The sequence below is a fragment of the Nocardioides sp. NBC_00368 genome, from assembly GCF_036090055.1.
In the GTDB taxonomy this organism is placed as follows: domain Bacteria; phylum Actinomycetota; class Actinomycetes; order Propionibacteriales; family Nocardioidaceae; genus Nocardioides.
The window spans coordinates 835,801-856,031 of sequence record NZ_CP107970.1 but is presented as its reverse complement, the minus strand read 5'-3'; the positions used below and the strand labels follow the sequence as shown (position 1 = coordinate 856,031).

At 69.4% G+C, this 20,231-nt stretch carries 20 protein-coding genes; 1 reads left to right on the top strand and 19 read right to left on the bottom strand.

The window, feature by feature from the left end; genetic code table 11:
• Window positions 1–84 precede the first annotated feature (84 nt).
• Genes aspS through OG984_RS03935 form a run of 3 tightly spaced genes read right to left on the bottom strand, consistent with a single transcriptional unit; the run spans window position 85 to window position 3,889 of the window.
• Complete coding sequence (aspS, locus tag OG984_RS03945; RefSeq protein ID WP_328530348.1) at window positions 85–1,851, bottom strand: aspartate--tRNA ligase; 1,767 nt, start codon at window positions 1,849–1,851, stop codon at window positions 85–87.
• Window positions 1,848–3,197, bottom strand: a complete 1,350-nt coding sequence (gene hisS / locus OG984_RS03940) for a histidine--tRNA ligase (RefSeq protein WP_328530347.1) — start codon at window positions 3,195–3,197, stop codon at window positions 1,848–1,850. The genes aspS and hisS overlap by 4 nt, the downstream gene beginning before the upstream one ends.
• Window positions 3,194–3,889, bottom strand: coding sequence for an MBL fold metallo-hydrolase (locus OG984_RS03935; protein ID WP_008356853.1), 696 nt, complete (start codon window positions 3,887–3,889; stop codon window positions 3,194–3,196). Before OG984_RS03935 ends, hisS begins: the two co-directional genes overlap by 4 nt.
• A gap of 188 nt (window positions 3,890–4,077) precedes the next feature.
• Here OG984_RS03935 and OG984_RS03930 point away from each other — a divergent pair, with 188 nt between their 5' ends.
• A complete protein-coding gene (locus tag OG984_RS03930; RefSeq protein WP_328530346.1) occupies window positions 4,078–5,316 on the top strand; it encodes a DUF349 domain-containing protein in 1,239 nt (412 codons plus the stop codon).
• A 78-nt stretch (window positions 5,317–5,394) separates the two neighbouring features.
• On the opposite strand, the gene OG984_RS03925 is transcribed toward OG984_RS03930, so the two are convergent.
• From OG984_RS03925 to xylB, 16 genes are all read right to left on the bottom strand, one after another.
• Window positions 5,395–5,550, bottom strand: a complete 156-nt coding sequence (locus tag OG984_RS03925; protein WP_328530345.1) for a hypothetical protein — start codon at window positions 5,548–5,550, stop codon at window positions 5,395–5,397.
• An 11-nt stretch (window positions 5,551–5,561) separates the two neighbouring features.
• A complete protein-coding gene (locus OG984_RS03920) occupies window positions 5,562–7,877 on the bottom strand; it encodes a RelA/SpoT family protein (protein ID WP_328530344.1) in 2,316 nt (771 codons plus the stop codon).
• Between the two features lie 62 nt (window positions 7,878–7,939).
• A complete protein-coding gene (locus OG984_RS03915; RefSeq protein ID WP_328530343.1) occupies window positions 7,940–8,506 on the bottom strand; it encodes an adenine phosphoribosyltransferase in 567 nt (188 codons plus the stop codon).
• A complete protein-coding gene (gene secF / locus OG984_RS03910; RefSeq protein ID WP_328530342.1) occupies window positions 8,503–9,741 on the bottom strand; it encodes a protein translocase subunit SecF in 1,239 nt (412 codons plus the stop codon). The genes OG984_RS03915 and secF overlap by 4 nt, the downstream gene beginning before the upstream one ends.
• Window positions 9,741–11,453 (bottom strand): protein translocase subunit SecD, encoded by a 1,713-nt coding sequence (secD, locus tag OG984_RS03905; protein ID WP_328530341.1) that lies wholly within the window; start codon window positions 11,451–11,453, stop codon window positions 9,741–9,743. Before secD ends, secF begins: the two co-directional genes overlap by 1 nt.
• Window positions 11,454–11,461: 8 nt before the next feature.
• On the bottom strand, window positions 11,462–11,824 hold the full coding sequence (gene yajC / locus OG984_RS03900; protein ID WP_328530340.1) for a preprotein translocase subunit YajC: 363 nt from the start codon (window positions 11,822–11,824) through the stop codon (window positions 11,462–11,464).
• Between the two features lie 87 nt (window positions 11,825–11,911).
• Entirely contained in the window at window positions 11,912–13,009 is a 1,098-nt protein-coding gene (ruvB, locus tag OG984_RS03895; protein ID WP_328530339.1) for a Holliday junction branch migration DNA helicase RuvB, read from the bottom strand.
• Between the two features lie 6 nt (window positions 13,010–13,015).
• The gene (ruvA, locus tag OG984_RS03890; RefSeq protein WP_328530338.1) at window positions 13,016–13,618 is read right to left on the bottom strand and encodes a Holliday junction branch migration protein RuvA; all 603 of its coding nucleotides are present in this window, start codon (window positions 13,616–13,618) and stop codon (window positions 13,016–13,018) included.
• The gene (gene ruvC / locus OG984_RS03885) at window positions 13,619–14,167 is read right to left on the bottom strand and encodes a crossover junction endodeoxyribonuclease RuvC (protein WP_328530337.1); all 549 of its coding nucleotides are present in this window, start codon (window positions 14,165–14,167) and stop codon (window positions 13,619–13,621) included.
• A 147-nt stretch (window positions 14,168–14,314) separates the two neighbouring features.
• The gene (locus OG984_RS03880; RefSeq protein WP_328530336.1) at window positions 14,315–14,557 is read right to left on the bottom strand and encodes a DUF6458 family protein; all 243 of its coding nucleotides are present in this window, start codon (window positions 14,555–14,557) and stop codon (window positions 14,315–14,317) included.
• Between the two features lie 117 nt (window positions 14,558–14,674).
• On the bottom strand, window positions 14,675–15,442 hold the full coding sequence (locus OG984_RS03875) for a YebC/PmpR family DNA-binding transcriptional regulator (protein WP_328530335.1): 768 nt from the start codon (window positions 15,440–15,442) through the stop codon (window positions 14,675–14,677).
• Window positions 15,443–15,562: 120 nt separating this feature from the next.
• Entirely contained in the window at window positions 15,563–16,135 is a 573-nt protein-coding gene (pdxT, locus tag OG984_RS03870; protein ID WP_328530334.1) for a pyridoxal 5'-phosphate synthase glutaminase subunit PdxT, read from the bottom strand.
• Complete coding sequence (gene pdxS / locus OG984_RS03865) at window positions 16,132–17,106, bottom strand: pyridoxal 5'-phosphate synthase lyase subunit PdxS (RefSeq protein ID WP_328530333.1); 975 nt, start codon at window positions 17,104–17,106, stop codon at window positions 16,132–16,134. The genes pdxT and pdxS overlap by 4 nt, the downstream gene beginning before the upstream one ends.
• 90 nt (window positions 17,107–17,196) lie before the next feature.
• A complete protein-coding gene (locus OG984_RS03860; RefSeq protein ID WP_328530332.1) occupies window positions 17,197–17,985 on the bottom strand; it encodes an inositol monophosphatase family protein in 789 nt (262 codons plus the stop codon).
• The gene (pgsA, locus tag OG984_RS03855) at window positions 17,982–18,602 is read right to left on the bottom strand and encodes a phosphatidylinositol phosphate synthase (RefSeq protein WP_328530331.1); all 621 of its coding nucleotides are present in this window, start codon (window positions 18,600–18,602) and stop codon (window positions 17,982–17,984) included. The genes OG984_RS03860 and pgsA overlap by 4 nt, the downstream gene beginning before the upstream one ends.
• Before the next feature lie 224 nt (window positions 18,603–18,826).
• The gene (gene xylB / locus OG984_RS03850) at window positions 18,827–20,221 is read right to left on the bottom strand and encodes a xylulokinase (RefSeq protein WP_328530330.1); all 1,395 of its coding nucleotides are present in this window, start codon (window positions 20,219–20,221) and stop codon (window positions 18,827–18,829) included.
• Window positions 20,222–20,231 lie beyond the last annotated feature (10 nt).

Here is a 20,231-nt window from a genome sequence, read left to right as displayed (position 1 = left end):
GTCCCGACGAGTCCTCGGTCCTCGGCAAGTGCATCTGCCGAGGACCGAGGACCGTTTCCATCCGAGAGAATCTCGTACGTGGGCCTACTCGGATTCCGGCGACGTCGGCTTCGCGTCGACGCCGGCCTCCTTGCGCTGCTCGGGAGTGATCGGCGCCGGGGCGGCGGTGAGCGGGTCGTAGCCGGCACCCGTCTTCGGGAAGGCGATCACGTCGCGGATCGAGTCGGTGCCGGCCAGCAGGGCGACGACGCGGTCCCAGCCGAACGCGATGCCCCCGTGGGGCGGGGCGCCGAACTTGAACGCCTCGAGCAGGAAGCCGAACTTCTCCTCGGCCTCCTCCTCGCCGATCCCCATCAGGTCGAAGACCCGCTTCTGGACGTCCTCGCGGTGGATACGGATCGAGCCGCCGCCGATCTCGTTGCCGTTGCAGACGATGTCGTAGGCCCAGGCGACCGCGTTGCCGGGGTCCTTGTCGAAGGCCTCGACGTCCTGCGGGCTGGTGAAGGCGTGGTGGACCGCGGTCCACTCCCCCGCGCCGACCGCGACGTCACCGCACTCGACCGCCTCGGAGGCGGGCTCGAGCAGCGGCGCGTCGACGACCCACAGGAAGCTCCACTCGCCGTCCTTGCGGAGGTGGAGGCGGTTGCCGATCTCCAGGCGGGCGGCACCGAGCAGGGAACGGCTCGACTTGGGGGAACCGGCCGCGAAGAAGATGCAGTCGCCGGGGTTGGCGCCGACGTGAGCGGCCAGGCCGGCGGCCTCGGTCTCGGAGAGGTTCTTGGCGACCGGGCCGGTCAGCGAGCCGTCCTCCTGGACCAGGACGTACGCCAGACCCTTGGCGCCGCGCTGCTTGGCCCAGTCCTGCCAACCGTCGAGCTGGCGCCGCGGCTGGCTGGCGCCGCCCGGCATCACCACGGCACCGACGTAGGGCGCCTGGAAGACGCGGAACGTCGTCTCGGAGAAGTAGTCGGTGCACTCGGTGATCTCGATACCGAAGCGCAGGTCGGGCTTGTCCGAGCCGTACTTCGCCATCGCGTCGGCGTAGGTCATCCGCGGCAGCGGGAGGGGTACGTCGTAGCCGATCAGCTTCCACAGCGCCGCGACGATCTCCTCGCCGAGCGCGATCACGTCGTCCTGCTCGACGAAGCTCATCTCGATGTCGAGCTGGGTGAACTCCGGCTGCCGGTCGGCGCGGAAGTCCTCGTCACGGTAGGCGCGGGCGATCTGGTAGTAGCGCTCCATGCCGCCGACCATGAGCAGCTGCTTGAACAGCTGCGGGGACTGCGGCAGGGCGTACCAGGAGCCGGGCTGCAGCCGCGCCGGCACCAGGAAGTCGCGCGCGCCCTCGGGGGTCGAGCGGGTCAGCGTCGGGGTCTCGATCTCGACGAAGTCGTGGGCCGCGAGCACGTCGCGGGCCGCCTTGTTGGCCTTCGACCGCAGGCGGATCGCGTTGCCGGGCCCGGTGCGGCGCAGGTCGAGGTAGCGGTGCTTGTAGCGGACGTCCTCGCCGACCTCGACGTGGTCGTCGATCGGGAACGGGAGGGCCGCGGCGGCGGAGAGGACCTCGAGGTCCTTCGCGACGACCTCGATCTCGCCGGTGGCGAGGTTGGGGTTGCGGTTCTCCTCCGTGCGCGCGACGACCTCGCCGGTGACCTTGATGCAGTATTCGTTGCGCAGGTGGTGGGCGATCTCCTCGTCGCGGACGACGACCTGGACCACGCCGCTGGCCTCACGCAGATCGAGGAACGCGACCCCGCCGTGATCGCGTCGGCGGCCTACCCAGCCGGCGAGGGTCACGGTCTGGCCGACGTGCTCGGCACGCAGGGTGCCGGCGTCGTGGGTGCGGATCACTTCTTCTCCTCGGTGTTCGCGACGACCTGGGGCTTCAGGTCGCTCTCGTTCTGAGGCGTCCAGGTGGCCGGGTCGGCCGGAACCTGGTCGCCGGTGCGGATGTCCTTGATCTCGTAGCCGCCTTCGGTGGCGAAGAGGACGTACGGGATGCCGCGGCGCTCCGCGAAGCGGATCTGCTTGCCGAACTTGGCGGCGTTGGGCGAGACCTCGCAGGCAACATTGTGGGCGCGCAGGGCCTGGGCCGCCTCATCGGCGCTCGCGCGGCTCTCCTCGTCGGCGACCGCGACCAACACGGTGCTCGGGACCTTGCGGTCCCCGTCGAGCACGCCCTTCTGCACGAGCGGCACCAGGACGCGGCTGACGCCGAGCGAGATCCCGACGCCCGGGTAGGTGGTCCTGCCATCGCTGGCGAGGGCGTCGTAGCGGCCACCGGAGCAGATGCTGCCCAGCGACTCGTAGCCGTCGAGGCGGGTCTCGAAGACGGTGCCGGTGTAGTAGTCCAGGCCCCTGGCGATGCTCAGGTCGGCCACGACGCGTACGGACTCGGTGTTGAGGGGTGCGGTGGCGTTGACCAGCGTGGCCAGCTCGGACAGGCCCTCGTCGAGCAGCTCGCTCTCGACACCGAGGCCACGGACCTTCTCGACGAAGGAGTCGTCGGTGGCGGTGATCGTGGCGAGCTCGAGGCACTTGGCGGCCTGCTCGTCGCTCAGCCCCGCCTCGGAGACCAGCAGCTTGCCGACCTCGTCGGCCGGCATCTTGTCGAGCTTGTCGATGAGCCGCATGGTCTCCTCGAGGTCGGGGGCGCCGAGGCCGGCGTAGAAGCCCTGGATCAGCTTGCGGTTGTTGACCTGGAGAGTGAACCCGGGAAGGAAGGTCAGCTTGCCGAGCGCCTCGAGCATGACCCGGGCGACCTCGACGTCGTGGTGGAACGGCAGCGTGTCGCGCCCGACGATGTCGATGTCGGCCTGCGCGAACTCACGGAAGCGGCCCTCCTGCGGGCGCTCGCCTCGCCAGACCTTCTGGATCTGGTAGCGGCGGAAGGGGAACTCCAGCTTGCCGGCGTTCTCGAGCACGTAGCGGGCGAAAGGGACGGTGAGGTCGAAGTGGAGCCCCATCCCTTTGTCTCGCGAGTCGTCCTGCTCCTGGAGCCGCTTGAGGACGTAGACCTCTTTGCTGGTGTCGCCCTTGCGCAGCAGCTGGTCCATCGGCTCGACGGCGCGGGTCTCGATGTTGCCGAAGCCGTGCAGCTCGAAGGTGCGGCTCAAGGTCTCGATGACCTCGCGCTCGACGGTGCGCTGGCTCGGCAGGAACTCCGGGAACCCGGAGAGGGGTGTTGGCTTGTTCATGGTGTGGTGATCAGGTCCTGAAGGAAGGGGTTCGTCGCGCGCTCGCGACCGATGGAGGTCTGCTCGCCATGCCCGGGGAGCACCACGATGTCGTCGGCGAGGGGCAGCACCTTGGTGGTCAAGGACTGCAGCATCGTGGCGTGGTCACCGCCAGGAAGGTCCGTACGCCCGATGCTGCCCGCGAAGAGCAGGTCGCCGGAGAACATCACGTCACTGACCTCGGCGTGGTCGGGGTAAGGAGTCCGGAAGGTGACCGACCCCTCGGTATGCCCGGGCGTATGGTCGATCAGGAAGCTCATCCCGGCCAGGTCGATGGCCTGCCCGTCGCTCAGCTCGCGGACGTCGTCGGGCTCCACGAAGTCGTAGCTCCCCTCCGGCATTCCCAGCAGCATCCGCGCCGACTCCGGCGAGATGCCCTGGAGCGGGTCGGCGAGGAGGTGACGGTCGTTGGGATGGATCCAGGCAGTGGCGTCGTACGTCCTGCTCACCGGGGTCACGGACCACATGTGGTCGACGTGGCCGTGGGTGAGGAGCACCGCGACCGGCTTGAGGCGCTGCTCGCGGACGATCTCCTCGATCCCCTTCGCGGCGTCCTTCCCGGGGTCGATCACGACGCACTCGGTGCCCGGACCGGTGGCGGCGACGTAGCAGTTGGTGCCCCACGGACCGGCGGGAAAGCCTGCGATCAACACGAGAAACACCCTATCCAGCGGTACAGTGCAGCGCCGCATCGTGGCGTCTGACTACGATGGGCATCCCGAGGTGTGTCGGGACACCACGGGGACCTGCAAGTTGAGCCGACCGGGACTGTGACGAGCACGGTGTCCGGCGGGGGAGATTTCATAAGAGGTTAGCGCCTCATGCGAAGAGTAGGGACATTGTGACCAGCGAGCAGTGGGGTCGGGTCGAGGAAGACGGAACGGTCTACGTGAAGACCGCAGACGGCGAGCGTTCCGTGGGGCAATACCCGGAAGGCACGCCAGAGGAGGCGCTTGCCTTCTTCACCAACCGGTTCGACCAGCTCGCCTTCGAGGTCGAGCAGCTCGAGCGGCGGGTGCATGCGGGCAAGACGTCGCCCGACGAGGCGACCGCGGCGGTCAAGACCGTCGTCGAGAAGGTGACCGATGCCAACGCGGTCGGCGACCTCGCCTCGCTGGTGGCGCGGCTGGAGGCACTGGCGCCGGTCATCGCCACCCAGCGCGAGGCCCGCAAGGCCGAACGGGCCGCGAAGGCGGCCGAGGCGAAGGTCGCCAAGGAGGCCCTCGTCACCGAGGCCGAGAAGCTGGCCCAGAGCAACGACTGGCGCAACGGTGCCAACCGGCTGCGTGAGCTGCTCGACCAGTGGAAGGCGCTCCCCCGCATCGACCGCGGGTCCGACGACGCGCTGTGGCGGCGCTTCTCGACCGCGCGTACGGCTTACACGCGCCGCCGCAAGGCCCACTTCGCCGAGCTCAACGCCCGGCGTGAGGACGCCAAGGTGATCAAGGAGCGGATCATCGCCGAGGCCGAGCAGCTCTCCTCCTCCACCGACTGGGGCCCCACCGCCGGCCGCTACCGCGACCTGATGCGCGACTGGAAGGCCGCCGGGCCCGCGCCCAAGGACGTCGACGACAAGCTCTGGAAGCAGTTCCGGGCCGCCCAGGACGTCTTCTTCGGTGCCCGTGACGCCGCCAACGCGGCGCTCGACGCCGAGTTCGCGCAGAACGCCGTGGTCAAGGAAGGGCTCCTCGCCGAGGCGCAGGCGCTCCTCCCGCAACTGGAGAAGGGCGACGACCTCGACGGCGTCAAGCGCTCCTTCCGCGACATCGCCGACCGCTGGGACGAGGCCGGCAAGGTCCCGCGCGACCGCATCAAGGAGCTCGAGGGTGCGATGCGCAAGGTCGAGCAGGCCATCAAGTCCGCCGAGGACGACCAGTGGCGCAAGTCCGACCCGGAGAAGTCCGCGCGTGCCGACGACATGATCGCCAAGCTCGAGGACGCCATCGCCCAGGTCGAGAAGGACCTCGACAAGGCCCAGGCCTCGGGTGACGCCCGCAAGATCAAGAGCCTCGAGGAGAACCTCGAGTCCCGTCGTCAGTTCCTGGAGATGGCCAAGCGCGCCAGCGCCGACTTCTCCTGAGCCTCGACGCCGAGTCGGCTCGTCACGGCGAGCCGACTCGGCGTGCTACGTCGTCAGTTCGCGCCGACTCGGCGTGAGTCAGATGCCGCCGAAGTAGTCGCCCTTGGCGTTGTTGTCGCGCTTGGCGTTACGCACGGCCTCGGAGTCGACGCCCGACGGAGGCTTGCCGGCGTTCCTCCAAACCAGGCCGGCGAGGAGGAGTACGCCACCGATGATGAGGATCCAGAAGAGCATGCCGTCTCCTTCTACTGGGTGACGCGGTAGGCGTCGAAGACGCCGGGGACGGTGCGTACCTGCTTCAAGACGGTGTCCAGGTGTTTGGAGTCGGCCATCTCGAAGGAGAACCGGGACTTCGCGACGCGGTCGCGGGTGGTGGTGAGCTGGGCACTGAGGATGTTCACGTGGGCGTCGGAGAGCGCCATCGTGATGTCCGAGAGGAGCCGGGCCCGGTCGAGCGCCTCGACCTGGATGTTGACCAGGAAGACCGAGTTGGAGGTGGAACCCCACTCGACCTCGAGCAGCCGCTCGGGGTGGGAGCGGAGCTCGGCGGCGTTGGTGCAGTCGGTGCGGTGGACCGAGACTCCCCCGCCCTTGGTGACGAAACCGAGGATGTCGTCGCCGGGCACCGGGGTGCAGCACTTGGCGAGCTTGACCCAGACGTCCGGGGACCCCTTGACGATCACGCCGGCGTCGGAGTTGGCGGTCGAGACCTTGCCGTGGCGCCTGCGGCCGACGTTGATGGCCTCGGCGAGGTCCTCGGCAGCGCCATCGTCGCCGCCATGGTCCTCGATGACCCGGCGTACGACCGCCTGCGCGGAGAGGTGGCTCTCACCGACCGCGGCGTAGAGCGCCTCGACGTCGGCGAGATCGAAGTGGTCGGCGGCGAGCATGAGCGACTCGCGCGACATCAGCCGCTTGAGGGGCAGGCCCTCCTTGCGCATGAGTCGCGCGATCGCGTCCTGGCCCTTCTCGATGGCCTCGTCGCGACGCTCGCGCGTGTACCACTGCCGGATCTTCGCCTTGGCCCGGTTGGACTTGACGAAGGAGGTCCAGTCCTTCGACGGGCCGGCGTTGGGTGACTTGGAGGTGAAGACCTCGACGACGTCGCCGCTCTCCAGGGTCGACTCCAGCGGCACCAGCCGGCCGTTGACCCGGGCGCCGATGGTCTTGTTTCCGACCTCGGTGTGGACGGCGTAGGCGAAATCGACAGGGGTCGCGTCGGCCGGCAGCGCGATCACGTCGCCCTTGGGCGTGAAGACGTAGACCTCGGTGCGCTTCATCTCGAAGCGCAGCGACTCCAGGAACTCACCGGGGTCGTTGACCTCCGACTGCCAGTCCATGAGCTGCTTGACCCAGCTCATGTCGTTGTCCATCGGCCGGTCGGTATCGACACCGTTGCGGCCGTCCTCCTTGTACTTCCAGTGCGCGGCGACGCCGAACTCGGCGCGGCGGTGCATCGCGAAGGTGCGGATCTGCAGCTCGACCGGCTTGCCCTGCGGGCCGATCACGGTGGTGTGCAGCGACTGGTACATGTTGAACTTCGGCATCGCGATGTAGTCCTTGAACCGCCCGAGGACAGGGTTCCACCGCGAGTGCAGGATGCCGAGTACGGAGTAGCAGTCGCGCTCGTCCTCGACCAGGATCCGGATGCCGACCAGGTCGTTGATGTCGGAGAAGTCCTTACCGCCGACGATCATCTTCTGGTAGATCGAGTAGTAGTGCTTCGGGCGCCCGGTGACGGTCGCCTTGATCCGGGCGTCGTGCAGGTCACGCTCGACCTGGTCGATGACCTGCGCCAGGAACTTCTCCCGCGACGGATTGCGGTCGGCGACGAGGCGGACGAGCTCGTCGTACATCTTCGGGTAGAGGGTCGCGAAGGCGAGGTCCTCCAGCTCGAACTTGATGGTATTCATGCCGAGCCGGTGGGCCAGGGGCGCGTAGATGTCGAGCGTCTCGCGAGCCGACCGCTCCTGCGACTTTTGGGGGACGTAGCGCAGCGTACGCATGTTGTGCAGGCGGTCGGCCAGCTTGATCACGAGCACCCGGATGTCACGCGACATCGCCACGACCATCTTGCGGATCGTCTCGGCCTGCGCCGAGTCACCGTAGGTGACCTTGTCGAGCTTGGTGACGCCGTCGACGAGGTGGGCGACCTCCTCACCGAAGTCGCGGGTGAGCTCCTTGAGCGTGTAGGGCGTGTCCTCGACGGTGTCGTGCAGCAGGGCCGCGACGAGGGTCGGCTCGGTCATGCCGAGCTCGGCGAGGATCGTGGTCACCGCGAGCGGGTGGGTGATGTAGGGATCGCCGCTCTTGCGCATCTGGGTGCCGTGCAGGCGCTCGGCGGTGACGTAGGCCCGCTCCAGAAGGGCCAGGTCGGCCTTCGGGTGGTTGGACCTGACCGCCCGGAACAGCGGCTCGAGGACAGGATTGCCCGGAGCGCCGCGCCCGCCGATCCGGGCCAGACGCGCACGCACGCTGCGGCCCGACGGGGCCGGGCCACTGCTCTCCCGCGCCTCGATGTTGTGCGCACGAGGCTGCGCGACGATGCGATCCTCTGCCATAGCCAGAGTCTACCGGCCGTACCCGGAGCATTGGCTAGGACGACACCTGCATACTGGACCTGTCAACTGACCAGGAGCGAGTGCACCTGCGTGTCCGGCAGCTTGCTGCGCGGGTCGAGGAAGCCGAGCTCGAGCAGCACCGAGACGCCCGCGACGATGCCGCCGCAGCGCTCGACGAGCTCGATGGTGGCGGCCGCGGTGCCGCCGGTGGCCAGGACGTCGTCGATGACCAGCACCCGCTCCCCCGGCGCGACCGCGTCGGTGTGGATCTCCAGGGTGGCCTCGCCGTACTCCAGCGAGTAGGAGACCGCGTGGGTCTCGCGCGGGAGCTTGCCGGCCTTGCGTACGGGCACGAAGCCGACGCCGAGTTGCAGGGCGGCGGGAGCGCCGAGGATGAACCCGCGCGACTCCATGCCGAGCACCTTGGTGACGGTCACGGTGCCGTCGGCGTCGCGCGCCGGGGCGGCGAGCGCCTCGACCACCTGGGTGAAGCCGGCGTGGTCGGCGAGCAGCGGGGTGATGTCCTTGAACCCGACGCCCGGCTCCGGGAAGTCGGGGACGTCGGCGACCAGCCGCTCGAGGGTTTCCTCGAGCGACCGGCCGCCGGCGGCCGTCTCGGAGAGACTCACTTGCGCTTCGACCTCGACTCGCGCTTGGGCTGCGGGCGCCCGGCGGCGCCGCTGTCGCTCACCTCGCGGTGCGCGGAGGGTACGTTGCGCCCTCGTCCCAGCGCGGAGCTGTTGGGGCTGGTGACCCGGCTGACGCCGGCCTCGTGCAGGTCCTCGGAGGAGGACTCGCGGAGCTCGTCCGGCTCCTCCTCGGCGACGGCCATGCCCTCGTCGAAGACCGGGACCGCGGCGTACTTGTCGGCTTCCTTCATCCGCGCGGCGGCCCGCTTCTCGGCGTCGACGATGTCCTTCTCGCCCGACTTCAGGTGCACCAGCATCGGCGTGGCGATGAAGATCGAGGAGTAGGTGCCGACGGCCATACCGACGAACAGCACCAGCGAGATGTCCTTGAGCGAGGACGTGCCGAGCTGGACGGCGCTGACGTAGAGGATCGCGACGACCGGCAGCAGACCGACGATCGAGGTGTTGATCGAGCGCACCAGGGTCTGGTTGACCGCCAGGTTGGCGGCCTGGGCGTACGTCTGCTTCTTCAGGCCCAGGTTGCGGGTGTTCTCCTTGACCTTGTCGAAGACCACCACGGTGTCGTAGAGCGAGTAACCGAGGATCGTCAGGAACCCGGTCACCGTCGCGGGCGTCACCTCGAAGCCGACGATCGCGTAGACGCCGACGGTCAGGAGCACGTCGTGCGCCAGGGCCACGACGGCCGCGACCGACATCTTCCATTCCTTGAAGTAGATCCAGATGAACGCGATCACGCCCAGCAGGAAGATGCCCAGCGCGAGGCCGGCCTTGGTGGCGACCCGTTCACCCCAGCTCGGTCCGATGCCGGTGCGGGAGATGTCGTCCTCGGGCACGTCGGCGGTCTCGGTGATCGCCTTGATCATCGCCTGGTCGTCCTCGGACCCGTCCGGGATCGCCTCGGTCTCGATGACGATGGAGTCGGATCCGGCCGTACGCACCGTGGCGCTGTCGGCCTCGTCCACCTCGGTGTCACCGATGACTCCGCGCAGCTCGTCGGCCAGCTTCTGGTCGGCACCGTCGACCGAGACGGTGTAACGCGTACCGCCGGTGAAGTCGATACCGAGGTTGAGCGGCCTGAGGAACATCCCGCCGACGATGACTGCGAGCAGCACGATCGACGCGGCGTACCAGATCTTGCGCTTCCCGACGAAGTCGAACGACTTCTCGCCGGTGTAGAGCTCCTTGCCGAGCCGCGAGAAAGAGAACTTGCTCATCAGGCCTTGCCTCCAGCCAGAGTGGTGCCCGAGGCGGGCATCATGCCGATCGCACGCTTGTCCATGCCCGAGAGGACGTGGCCCTTGTTGTAGAAGCCCCAGCCGGCCATGAGCTTGGTCATCGGGTGGGTGAACCAGAAGAACACCAGCACGTCGATGACCGTGGTCAGGCCGAGCATGAACGCGAAGCCCTTGACCTCGTTGGTCGCGAAGACGTAGAGCACGAACGCGGCCAGGAACGAGACGCCGTCGGAGGCCAGACACGTGTTTCGTGCCCGCGGCCACGCGGTGTCGACGGCCACCCGCATGGAGCGGCCCTCACGCATGTCGTCACGCATCCTCTCGTAGAGGATGATGAACGAGTCGGCGGTGATGCCGATACCCACGATCAGACCGGCCACACCGGGCAGGTCGAGCGTGACGCCCGCGGTCTCGCTGAGCAGCAGGATCATGCCGTACGTCGCAGCACCGGCCACGGCCAGCGACCCGATCACCACGATGCTCATGCCGCGGTAGTAGATGATCGAGTAGATCACCACGAGGATCAGCCCGACCAGACCGGCCCACAGACCGGCGGTGAGCTGGTTGCCGGCCAGCGTCGGGCCGATGACCCGGGTCTGGATGCCGTCGTCGGGGAAGTCGAGCGGCAGCGAGCCGTACTTCAGGTTGTTGGCCAGCGCGGCGGCGCTCTCCTGGGTGAAGTCGCCGCTGATCTGGGCGCCGCCGCTGATCCGCGAGTCCGCGGTCGGGGCGGAGATGACCTTGGCGTCCAGGACGATCGCGAACTGCTCGCCGGTGCCGGCGATCGCGCCGGTGGTGTCGGCGAAGACCTTGTTGCCCTTGGACTTGAAGTCGAGCGTCACGACGTAGTTGGCCTGCTGCTGCGGGATGCCGTAGGAGGCCTCGTCGATCTCGGTGCCCTCGATAACCGCCGGGGTCAGCAGGTAGGGAACGCCGTCGTTGTCGCAGGTCAGCAGCGGCTTGCCGGGGATGTCCTCGGCCGGCTCGGCGCCCGGGGCGGGGCAGCTGAAGGAGTTGTAGGCGCTCGCCCACTCCTGCGGCACGTTGCGCATGAACTTGACCGCGTCGTCGACCTTCACGACCGCGTTGTCGTTCTGCTTCTCGGGCTCGGCGCTCGCGGAGGCCGACGGGCTGGCGCTCGGCTCGGCCTTCTCCGACGCCTTGTCAGAGGCCTTGTCGGACGCGCTCGCGGTCTCGGTCGCGCTGGCGGTCTCGCCACCGAACGGCGCCCGCGGCGACGTGCCGGGGACGGTGCCGGTCGAGGGGTCCTCGATCATCGAGCCGCCGGCGTCGGCGCCGGTGCCACACTGCGTCTGCAGGCTGCAGGCGACCAGTCGGAAGCGGAGCTTCGCGGTCTGGCGCACGCGCTCGGCGGTCTCCTGCTGCACCTTGCCGGTGCCGGGGATGGAGACCTTGATGACGTCGTTGCCCTCGGTGGTCACCCGGCCGCCGGTGATGCCGGACCCGTTGACGCGCTGGTCGATGATCGCCTTGGCCTCGTCGAGGCTCTCCTTCGGGACCGAACCGCCCTCGGAGTTCTCGGCGGTCATCGAGATCTCGGTGCCGCCACGGAGGTCGAGGCCCAGCTCGGGCTTCCAGGTGCCGGCGAACGCGATGCCGCCGAACATGATCGCGATCGCCAGGAAGAGCAGTGCGAGTGTCCGCCCTGGGCGCGCGGTCTTGCGTGCCATGAGTTCGGTCAGTCCTTCTTGTCGAGGTCCACGATGACGTTCTCGGCATCGGCGGAGGTCTCGTCGGCCGCAGCCTCGACCTCGGTCTCCTCGCCGGCCTCGTCGTCGGAGTCGTCGGCGGGCGCGACCTTCTGGGCCACGGCCTGGCGCACGACCTGGATGACGACGCCGTCGGCGATCTCGACCTTGATGTTGGTCGTGGTCTCCTCGACCTCGGTCACGGTGCCGAAGAGCCCAGCGGTCAGCATCACCCGGTCACCCGGCTGGAGGTTGAGCTGGAGCTCTCGAGCCTCCTTCGCACGCTTCTGCTGCGGCCTGATCAACAGGAAGTAGAACAGGACGATGATGACGATAAAAGGAAGGAATTCCACGGGGGTTCGGCTCCGACAGTCTGAGTGGTGGCCGGCAGACGCACGGCGACGTGCAAGTCTAACCAGGCACCTGGTTGGGACTGTGAATCAGGCCTCATCCCAGAGCGTGTCTCTGGACCACGCCGCCGCCTCGGCGCTGGCCGGCACGGGCAGCCCGAGGTGCTCCCATGCCGCCGGCGTCGCGACGCGGCCCCGTGGCGTACGGGCCAGGAAGCCGCTGCGTACGAGGAAGGGCTCGGCGACCTCCTCGACCGTCTCGCGCTCCTCCCCCACCGCGACGGCGAGGGTGGAGATGCCGACCGGACCGCCGCCGAAGCGGCGGCACAGGGCGTCGAGGACGGCCAGGTCGAGGCGGTCCAGACCGAGCGGATCGACCTCGTAGAGGTCGAGCGCCTTCTGGGCGACCTGCTGGGTGACCGTGCCGTCGGCCTTGACCTGGGCATAGTCGCGTACGCGGCGCAGCAGGCGGTTGGCGATGCGTGGGGTGCCCCGGGAGCGGCCGGCGATCTCGGCGGCGCCGTCGTCGCGGAGGGTGACGTCGAGCAGGCCCGCGGAGCGGCGCACGATCAGCTCGAGGTCTTGTGGGTCGTAGAGCTCCAGATGACCGGTGAACCCGAACCTGTCCCGCAGCGGGCCCGGGAGGAGGCCGGCCCGGGTGGTCGCGCCGACCAGCGTGAACGGCGGCAGGTCGATCGGGATCGCGGTCGCACCCGGGCCCTTGCCGATGACGACGTCGACCCGGAAGTCCTCCATCGCCAGGTAGAGCATCTCCTCGGCGGGGCGGCTCATCCGGTGGATCTCGTCGACGAAGAGCACCTCGCCCTCGTTGAGCCCGCTCAGGATGGCGGCGAGGTCGCCGGCGTGGGTGATCGCGGGGCCGGAGGTGATCCGCAGCGGCGCCGACATCTCGGCGGCGATGATCATCGCGAGGGTGGTCTTGCCGAGGCCAGGAGGCCCGGACAGGAGTACGTGGTCAGGTGCTCGCTCACGCTGCCGAGCCGCCTCCAGGACGAGACTGAGCTGCTCGCGGACGCGTTGCTGGCCGATCAGCTCGTCGAGGCTCTTGGGGCGCAGCGCGGCCTCGACCGCCCGGTCGTCCCCGTCGGCCTCGGCGATGGTGAGCGAGGAGCTGTACCCATCAAAGCGGGAGTCCTCCTCGGCTGCGGTCAGGTCGTCCTCGTGCATGGGTCCTTATGCCTTCGAAAGGGTGCGCAGGGCGGCCCGCAGCAACAGCGAGATGTTGGCCTGGTCGCCGGCCTCGGGCTCGATCGCGGTGACCGCCTTGTCGGCGTCGCGGGCGTTGTAGCCCAGGCCGATGAGGGCCTCGGTGACCTGGTCGCGCCACGGCGCCGCGCCCGACTGGACGGCCGCGGGGGCCGAGGCGGTGCCCGTGGGCGCGCCGATCCGGTCCTTGAGCTCCAGGATCACCCGCTGGGCGCCCTTCTGACCGATGCCGGGGACCTTGGTCAGCGTCTTGGCGTCCTCGGTCGAGATGGCCAGCCGGATGCCGTCGGGCGAGAGGACCGCGAGCATCGCCTGGGCGAGCTTCGGGCCGACGCCGGAGGCGGTCTGGAGAAGCTCGAAGAGCGTGCGCTCGTCGGTGTCGGTGAACCCGAAGAGGGTCAGCGAGTCCTCGCGCACGACCAGGCTCGTCGGTAGGTGCGCCTCCTCGCCGGTGCGGAGCGTCGCCAGGGTGTTGGGCGTGCAGAGCAGCTCGATACCGATGCCGCCGACCTCGACGACGGCGGTGGAGAGACTGACGGCGGCGACCTTGCCGCGCACGGACGCGATCATCTACGGGACCCTTCTGTTGAGCACATCTGTTGAGCGCTTCCCGGCCGCGGCCACCGCGGCTTCGATGCGGTTCTGGGCGCCTCCGCGCCACTGGTGGGTGATGGCCAGCGCGAGCGCATCGGCGGCGTCGGCGGGCTTCGGCGGGGTCGGGAGCCGCAAGATCCGGGTCACCATCGCGGTCACCTGGGCCTTGTCGGCGCGGCCGTTGCCGGAGACGGCGGCCTTGACCTCGGACGGGGTGTGCAGGGCGACCGGGAGACCACGCCGGGCGGCACAGACCATGGCCAGACCGCTGGCCTGTGCCGTACCCATGATCGTGGAGACGTTCGAGCGCGCGAAGATCCGCTCGATCGCGACCGCATCGGGCCGGTGCTCCTCGATCCAGGCGTCGATCCCCTTCTCGATGCTCACCAGCCGCTCCCAGACGGGAAGGTCCGAGGAGGTGCGGATCACGCCGACGTCCACCATCGACAGCGGGCGGCCCAGCGAGCCGTCGACCACGCCCATCCCGCACCGGGTCAGGCCGGGGTCGATCCCAAGCACGCGCACTGGAGCACCTCTTCCACAACGACCGAGCTGGCCGGGTGTCGAACGTCTGTTCGCAGACTACCGGTCGGCTGCTGCCTCCGGGCTCGCGACACCCTCATCCAAGAGGATGCAACGTGCTCGGAGGTCCCGAGGTCGAGGCCTTCGTGCTCACAGGGTGTCGGTGCGTCGCTCCTCGACGGTCTCCGTACCGTCGGCGTGCCTCCGCCGCGCGACCGTGCGTGAGCGACCGCCGGTGTTCAGGGTCACTGCGGTCAGGATCAGCACCACGGCTCCGACAGCGGCCAGGATCCAGCCGATCAGGGTCAGATCGACCCCGCTGACCGAGACGTGCACAGCCAACGCCAGGACAAGTCCGACGACGAGCAGAATCGCTCCTACGCCGTATCCCATCGTGTACTCCTTCCGGTGCGAACCGGCCCTCGTGGCGGTTCGTGACCTTCCGGGTACCCAGCATCCGGTCCGAGAATGAGCCGTACGGCCCAGCTCGCAGCTCGACCAGCGCAGCGATCAGGCGTCGACGGTCTCCATGACCTCGTCGGGGACGTCGGCGTTGGAGAAGACGTTCTGCACGTCGTCGAGGTCGTCGACGGCGTCGATGAGCTTGAAGACCTTCTCGGCCGACGAGGCGTCGGCGACCGGGATGTCCATGCTCGCGACGAACTGGACCTCGGCGGAGTCGTAGTCGATCCCCGCGTCCTGGAGCGCGGTGCGGACCGCGACCACGTCGGAGGGGTCGGAGACGATCTCGAAGGACTCACCGAGGTCGTTGACGTCCTCGGCACCCGCGTCGAGGGTGGCCTCGAGCAGATCGTCCTCGGTGACCGTCTTCCCCTCCTGCGCCTTGGCCACCACGACGACGCCCTTGCGGTCGAAGAGGCGCGAGACCGAGCCCGGGTCGGCCATGGTGCCGCCGTTGCGGGTGACCGCGGTGCGGACCTCCATGGCCGCCCGGTTGCGGTTGTCGGTCAGACACTCGATGAGGAGAGCGACCCCCTGGGGGCCGTAGACCTCGTACATGATCGTGTCGTAGCTGACGCCGCCGCCGTCGAGCCCACCGCCGCGCTTGACCGCGCGGTCGATGTTGTCGTTGGGGACCGACTGCTTCTTGGCCTTCTGGATGGCGTCGTAGAGCGTCGGGTTTCCGGCCGGGTCGGGACCGCCGGTCTTGGCCGCGATCTCGATCGTCTTGATGAGCTTGGCGAAGAGCTTGCCGCGCTTGGCGTCGATCGCCGCCTTCTTGTGCTTGGTCGTTGCCCACTTTGAGTGGCCGCTCATCGTTGAACCGTCCTTTGCCCCACGTCGTCGTCTCTGCTTGTCGAGCCGCCACCGGCTCCGTTGTCTTTTCGGGTCACAGGGCAGCAGACCCCCATCTTAACTACGTGGCGTGCCGCACCGTCAGCAGCAGGTGTCCAGGAACAGCCGGTGCAGCCGGTCGTCGGCGTTGACCTCGGGGTGGAAGCTGGTGGCCATCAGCTGGTTCTGACGTACGGCGACGGGGTGACCCTCGACGCTCGCCAGCACCTCGACACCGTCGCCGATCTCCTCGACCCAGGGCGCCCGGATGAAGACGCCGTGGACCGTGCCGTCGAGGCCGGTGACCTCCAGGTCGGTCTCGAACGACTCGGTCTGCCGCCCGAAGGCGTTGCGCCGCACCGTCATGTCGAGCCCGCCGATGGTCTCCTGGCCTTCCGCCCCGTCGAGGAGGCGGTCGGCCAGGAGCACCATGCCCGCACAGGTGCCGAGTGCCGACATCCCGGTGCGGACCCGCTCGCGGAGCGGGTCGAGAAGCTCGAACGTACGAGCCAGGCGCCACATCGCCGTCGACTCGCCGCCGGGGATGACGAGAGCGTCGCACGCGTCGAGCTCCTCCCTCCGCCGCACGGAGGTGCCCTTCACCCCCAGCCGGTCGAGGGCGGCGAGGTGCTCGCGGACGTCGCCCTGGAGGGCGAGTACGCCGACCGTGGTCACCAGCCGCGCTCCGCGAACTGGATCGACCGGGCGGGCTCGTCGACGTTGATGCCGACCATCGCCTCGCCGAGACCGCGGGAGACCTTGGCGATGACGTCGGGGTCGTCGTGGAAGGTGGTCGCCTTGACGATCGCCTCGGCGCGCTGGGCCGGGTTGCCGGACTTGAAGATGCCGGAGCCGACGAAGACGCCCTCGGCGCCGAGCTGCATCATCATCGCGGCGTCGGCCGGGGTCGCGATGCCGCCGGCGGTGAACAGGACCACGGGGAGTTTGCCGTTCTCGGCGACCTCCTTGACGAGCTCGTAGGGGGCCTGGAGATCCTTGGCCGCCACGTAGAGCTCGTCGTCGGCGAGCGCGCCGAGCCGGCGGATCTCGCGACGGATCGTACGCATGTGGGTGACCGCGTTGGAGACGTCGCCGGTGCCGGCCTCGCCCTTGGAGCGGATCATCGCCGCACCCTCGGTGATGCGGCGCAGCGCCTCGCCGAGGTTGGTCGCGCCGCACACGAACGGCACGGTGTAGGACCACTTGTCGATGTGGTTCTCGTAGTCGGCCGGGGTCAGCACCTCGGACTCGTCGATGTAGTCGACGCCCAGGGACTGCAGCACCTGCGCCTCGGCGAAGTGGCCGATGCGGGCCTTGGCCATGACCGGGATGGAGACGGCCTCGATGATGCCGTCGATCATGTCGGGGTCGGACATGCGGCTCACGCCGCCCTGAGCGCGGATGTCGGCCGGGACGCGCTCGAGCGCCATCACCGCCACCGCCCCGGCGTCCTCGGCGATCTTCGCCTGCTCGGGGGTGACCACGTCCATGATCACGCCGCCCTTGAGCATCTCCGCCATCCCGCGCTTGACGCGCGAGGTTCCCGTCTCCGCGCTTCGCGCGGTTACTCCCTCGCTCGTCGCGAGCGGACGAGCAAGCTCGCCGCTCGAACTCGCTCCGGTCGTCTCATTCGTGCTTGTTGCCATGGTGCGATCGTAAGTCGGGATCGGACGTACGCCACCCTCGGAAAGGCCTGGTCAGGCCACTGTTGCCGAAGTGGACTGCTACGAGGCCACTCAGGACGCCAGTGCTTCCACCGCTTCGGCCACCGCGGCCGGGGCGCCGGCCAGGGACCAGAGGACGCCGCCCGCCTCGACCTGTGCGGTGGTGCCACCAGCGCCCAGGACGAGAGCGGCACCGGGGAGCCGGTCCCAGTCGGGAACGGAGTGCTGGCAGAAGAGGTGGAGCTTGCCCTGGGCGATGGCGGTGAGGTCCATCGACCCCGACCCGAGGATCCGGATGGAGGCGGCCTGGCTCGCGACACGGACGTAGGCCTCGCCCACGGGGTGCCTCAGCTTGGCCGGGTGGAGGTAGGTCGTCAGGCAGGCCAGGGCGAGCGGCGTGTCGAGCACCGCGTCGAGCCGGACCCCGTTGCGGGTGGTGGGCAGCTCGGGTCCACCCACGTAGACCGCGTCCTCGGCCGGCGAGTAGACGGCGCCCAGGACGAGACTGTTCACGTCTCCTGGGGCCCCGTCGGTCAGCGCCAGCGCCGAGCACCACCAGTCGAGGCCGCGGACGAAGTTGTAGGTGCCGTCGACCGGGTCGATGGTCCACACCCGGCCGGTGGTCGACTCGCGGGCCGAGCCCTCCTCGCCCAGGACGCCGTCACCGGGGTGCTCGGACGCGAGCCGGTCGACGATCGCCTTCTCGGCGGCCTTGTCGGCGGCGGTGACCAGGTCGGAGACCGAGGTCTTGGTCTCGATCGAGTCGCCGATGCCCGCGCTGCGCATCTTGGCGGCCAGCGCGCCGGCGCCACGGACGAGCTCGGCCGCCAGACGTACGTCCGCGGCGGTCGGCTTGGTCACGAGGCGGCCTCCTCGGCGAGGGCCTGCCTGCGCACGGTCCAGACGCGCTGCCCGACGGTGATGGTCGAGGCGACGGCGAGGATCCACAGCGCGATGTAGATGAGCAGGTCGAGGGAGAAGATGCCGGCGAAGCCGGTCAGCACCAGGACCAGGACGAGACGGTCGGCGCGCTCGGCGATGCCGACGTTGGCGGTGAATCCCAGCGACTCCGCGCGGGCGCGGGCGTAGGAGGTGACGGCACCCATCACCACGCACCACAGGGTCAGCGCGAGGTAGAGGTCGGAGTCGCCCGGTCCGGCGAAGTAGAGCGCCAGGCCGCCGAAGACCGCCCCGTCGCCGATCCGGTCGAGGGTGGAGTCCCAGAAGGCGCCGAACTTCGAGGAGCGTCCGACGGCGCGCGCCATCGCCCCGTCGATCAGGTCGCTGAAGACGAAGCAGGTGATGAAGATCGTGCCGGCCAGCAGCTCGCCGCGCGGGTAGAACGCCAGCGCCCCGACCGCAACCCCGAGGGTGCCGACGAGCGTGACGGCGTCGGGGCTGATCTTCAGTGCGATGAACAGCCGGACGATGGGCGCGAGGACGACTCCCTGGACGAAGCCTTTGATGTGATCCAACATGGCGCGGCCACGCTATCGGAAACTGCCGAAACGGTCGTTGTGCACGCCGAATCGGTAGAAATGGTGGCCGAGACTTCACTTGTGGCGCGCCGAATCGTTACTTGTGGGGGGCGAGTCGGTCGTTGTGGCGATCCCGTGGTCGCCACAACGACCGACTCGGCCACCATTTCTGCAGACTCGGCACGCAGGAAGTGCGGACTCGGCCACCACTTCTGCAGTCTCGGCTAGGTGCCTTCGGTCAGGTCCCGGACCTCGGCGTAGCGGGCGCGGACGGCGGGGTCGGGGTCGGCCTCGTACGTCTCGGTGCCGGCGAGCTCCCAGGACGGCGGCTCGTCGCCGCCGAGGAGGGTCCAGGCGGCCTGGCGGGCGGCGCCGTCGGCGACGTACTCCCCCGGCTCGGGGACGAGGACGGGGTGGCCGAGGACGACGGGGGCCAGGTGGCGTACGGCCTCGGAGCGGGCGCCGCCGCCGACGAGGAGGACGCGGTTGACCGCGACACCCTGCGCCTTGAGCGCGTCGATGCCGTCGGCGAGACCGCACAGCAGGCCCTCGACGGCCGCACGCGCCAGGTGGGCGGGCTCGGCGGTGGCGAGGGTGAGTCCGTGGATCACGCCCCGGGCCGACGGACGGTCCGGGGTGCGCTCGCCCTCGAGATAGGGCACGAGTACGAGACCGCCGGAGCCCGAGGGCGCCGAGAGCGCCAGCCGGGAGAGCTCCTCGTGGCTCACCCCGAGCAGGCGGGTGGTGGCGTCGAGGACCCGGGCGGCATTGAGGGTGGCGACCAGCGGCAGGTAGCGGCCGGTGGCGTCGGCGAAGCCGGCCACCGTCCCCAACGCGTCCGAGGTCGGCGTCTCCGAGACCGCGCAGGCGACGCCGGAGGTGCCGATGGAGACGACCACGTCGCCGGGCCGCGCGCCCACGCCCAGCGCCGCGCCGGCGTTGTCGCCACAGCCGGGGCCGAGGAGCGCCCCCGAGGACGTACGTCCCGCCGACGCCGACGGCGCGAGCACCTCCGGCAGGACGACATCGTCGCGCCCGAGGGCGCGCTTGAGCAGGTCGCGACGGTATTCGCCGGTCACCGCGGAGTAGTAGCCGGTGCCGCTGGCGTCGCTCCGGTCGGTGCGCAGAGCCGCCAGCCCCGGCGCACCGGCGAGCTTCCAGGTCAGCCAGTCGTGGGGCAGGCAGACGGCCGCGACCCGGGCCGCGGCGTCTGGTTCGTGCTCGGCCAGCCAGCGCAGCTTGGTGGCCGTGAAGCTGGCCACCTGCACCGAGCCGACCGCCTCGGCCCAGGCCGCGGCACCCAGCTCGGTGTTGAGCGCGGCGGCCGCGCCGGCCGAGCGGGTGTCGTTCCACAGCAGCGCGGGACGTACGACCTCTCCGGCCTCGTCCAGGCACACCATGCCGTGCTGCTGCCCGCCGACGGAGACCGCGGCGACGTCGTCGAGCCCACCGGCTGCCTCGGCAGCTGCCTGGAGCGCGGTCCACCACGCCGCCGGGTCCACCTCCGTGCCCTCGGGGTGGGGCGCGGAGCCGGAGCGCACCAGCACCCCGGTCTCCGCGTCGCGGACGACGACCTTGCATGACTGGGTCGAGGAGTCGACCCCAGCGACGAGCGACATGCCCTGCAAC

Excerpts from the sequence above, each read along its gene's own strand:
- hisS (WP_328530347.1), bottom strand. The coding sequence starts at position 3,197 with ATGAACAAGCCAACACCCCTCTCCGGGTTCCCGGAGTTCCTGCCGAGC.
- OG984_RS03925 (WP_328530345.1), bottom strand. The coding sequence starts at position 5,550 with ATGCTCTTCTGGATCCTCATCATCGGTGGCGTACTCCTCCTCGCCGGC.
- OG984_RS03920 (WP_328530344.1), bottom strand. The coding sequence starts at position 7,877 with ATGGCAGAGGATCGCATCGTCGCGCAGCCTCGTGCGCACAACATCGAG.
- secF (WP_328530342.1), bottom strand. The coding sequence starts at position 9,741 with ATGAGCAAGTTCTCTTTCTCGCGGCTCGGCAAGGAGCTCTACACCGGC.
- secD (WP_328530341.1), bottom strand. The coding sequence starts at position 11,453 with ATGGCACGCAAGACCGCGCGCCCAGGGCGGACACTCGCACTGCTCTTC.
- ruvB (WP_328530339.1), bottom strand. The coding sequence starts at position 13,009 with ATGCACGAGGACGACCTGACCGCAGCCGAGGAGGACTCCCGCTTTGAT.
- ruvA (WP_328530338.1), bottom strand. The coding sequence starts at position 13,618 with ATGATCGCGTCCGTGCGCGGCAAGGTCGCCGCCGTCAGTCTCTCCACC.
- OG984_RS03880 (WP_328530336.1), bottom strand. The coding sequence starts at position 14,557 with ATGGGATACGGCGTAGGAGCGATTCTGCTCGTCGTCGGACTTGTCCTG.
- OG984_RS03875 (WP_328530335.1), bottom strand. The coding sequence starts at position 15,442 with ATGAGCGGCCACTCAAAGTGGGCAACGACCAAGCACAAGAAGGCGGCG.
- pdxS (WP_328530333.1), bottom strand. The coding sequence starts at position 17,106 with ATGGCAACAAGCACGAATGAGACGACCGGAGCGAGTTCGAGCGGCGAG.
- pgsA (WP_328530331.1), bottom strand. The coding sequence starts at position 18,602 with ATGTTGGATCACATCAAAGGCTTCGTCCAGGGAGTCGTCCTCGCGCCC.
- xylB (WP_328530330.1), bottom strand. The coding sequence starts at position 20,221 with ATGTCGCTCGTCGCTGGGGTCGACTCCTCGACCCAGTCATGCAAGGTC.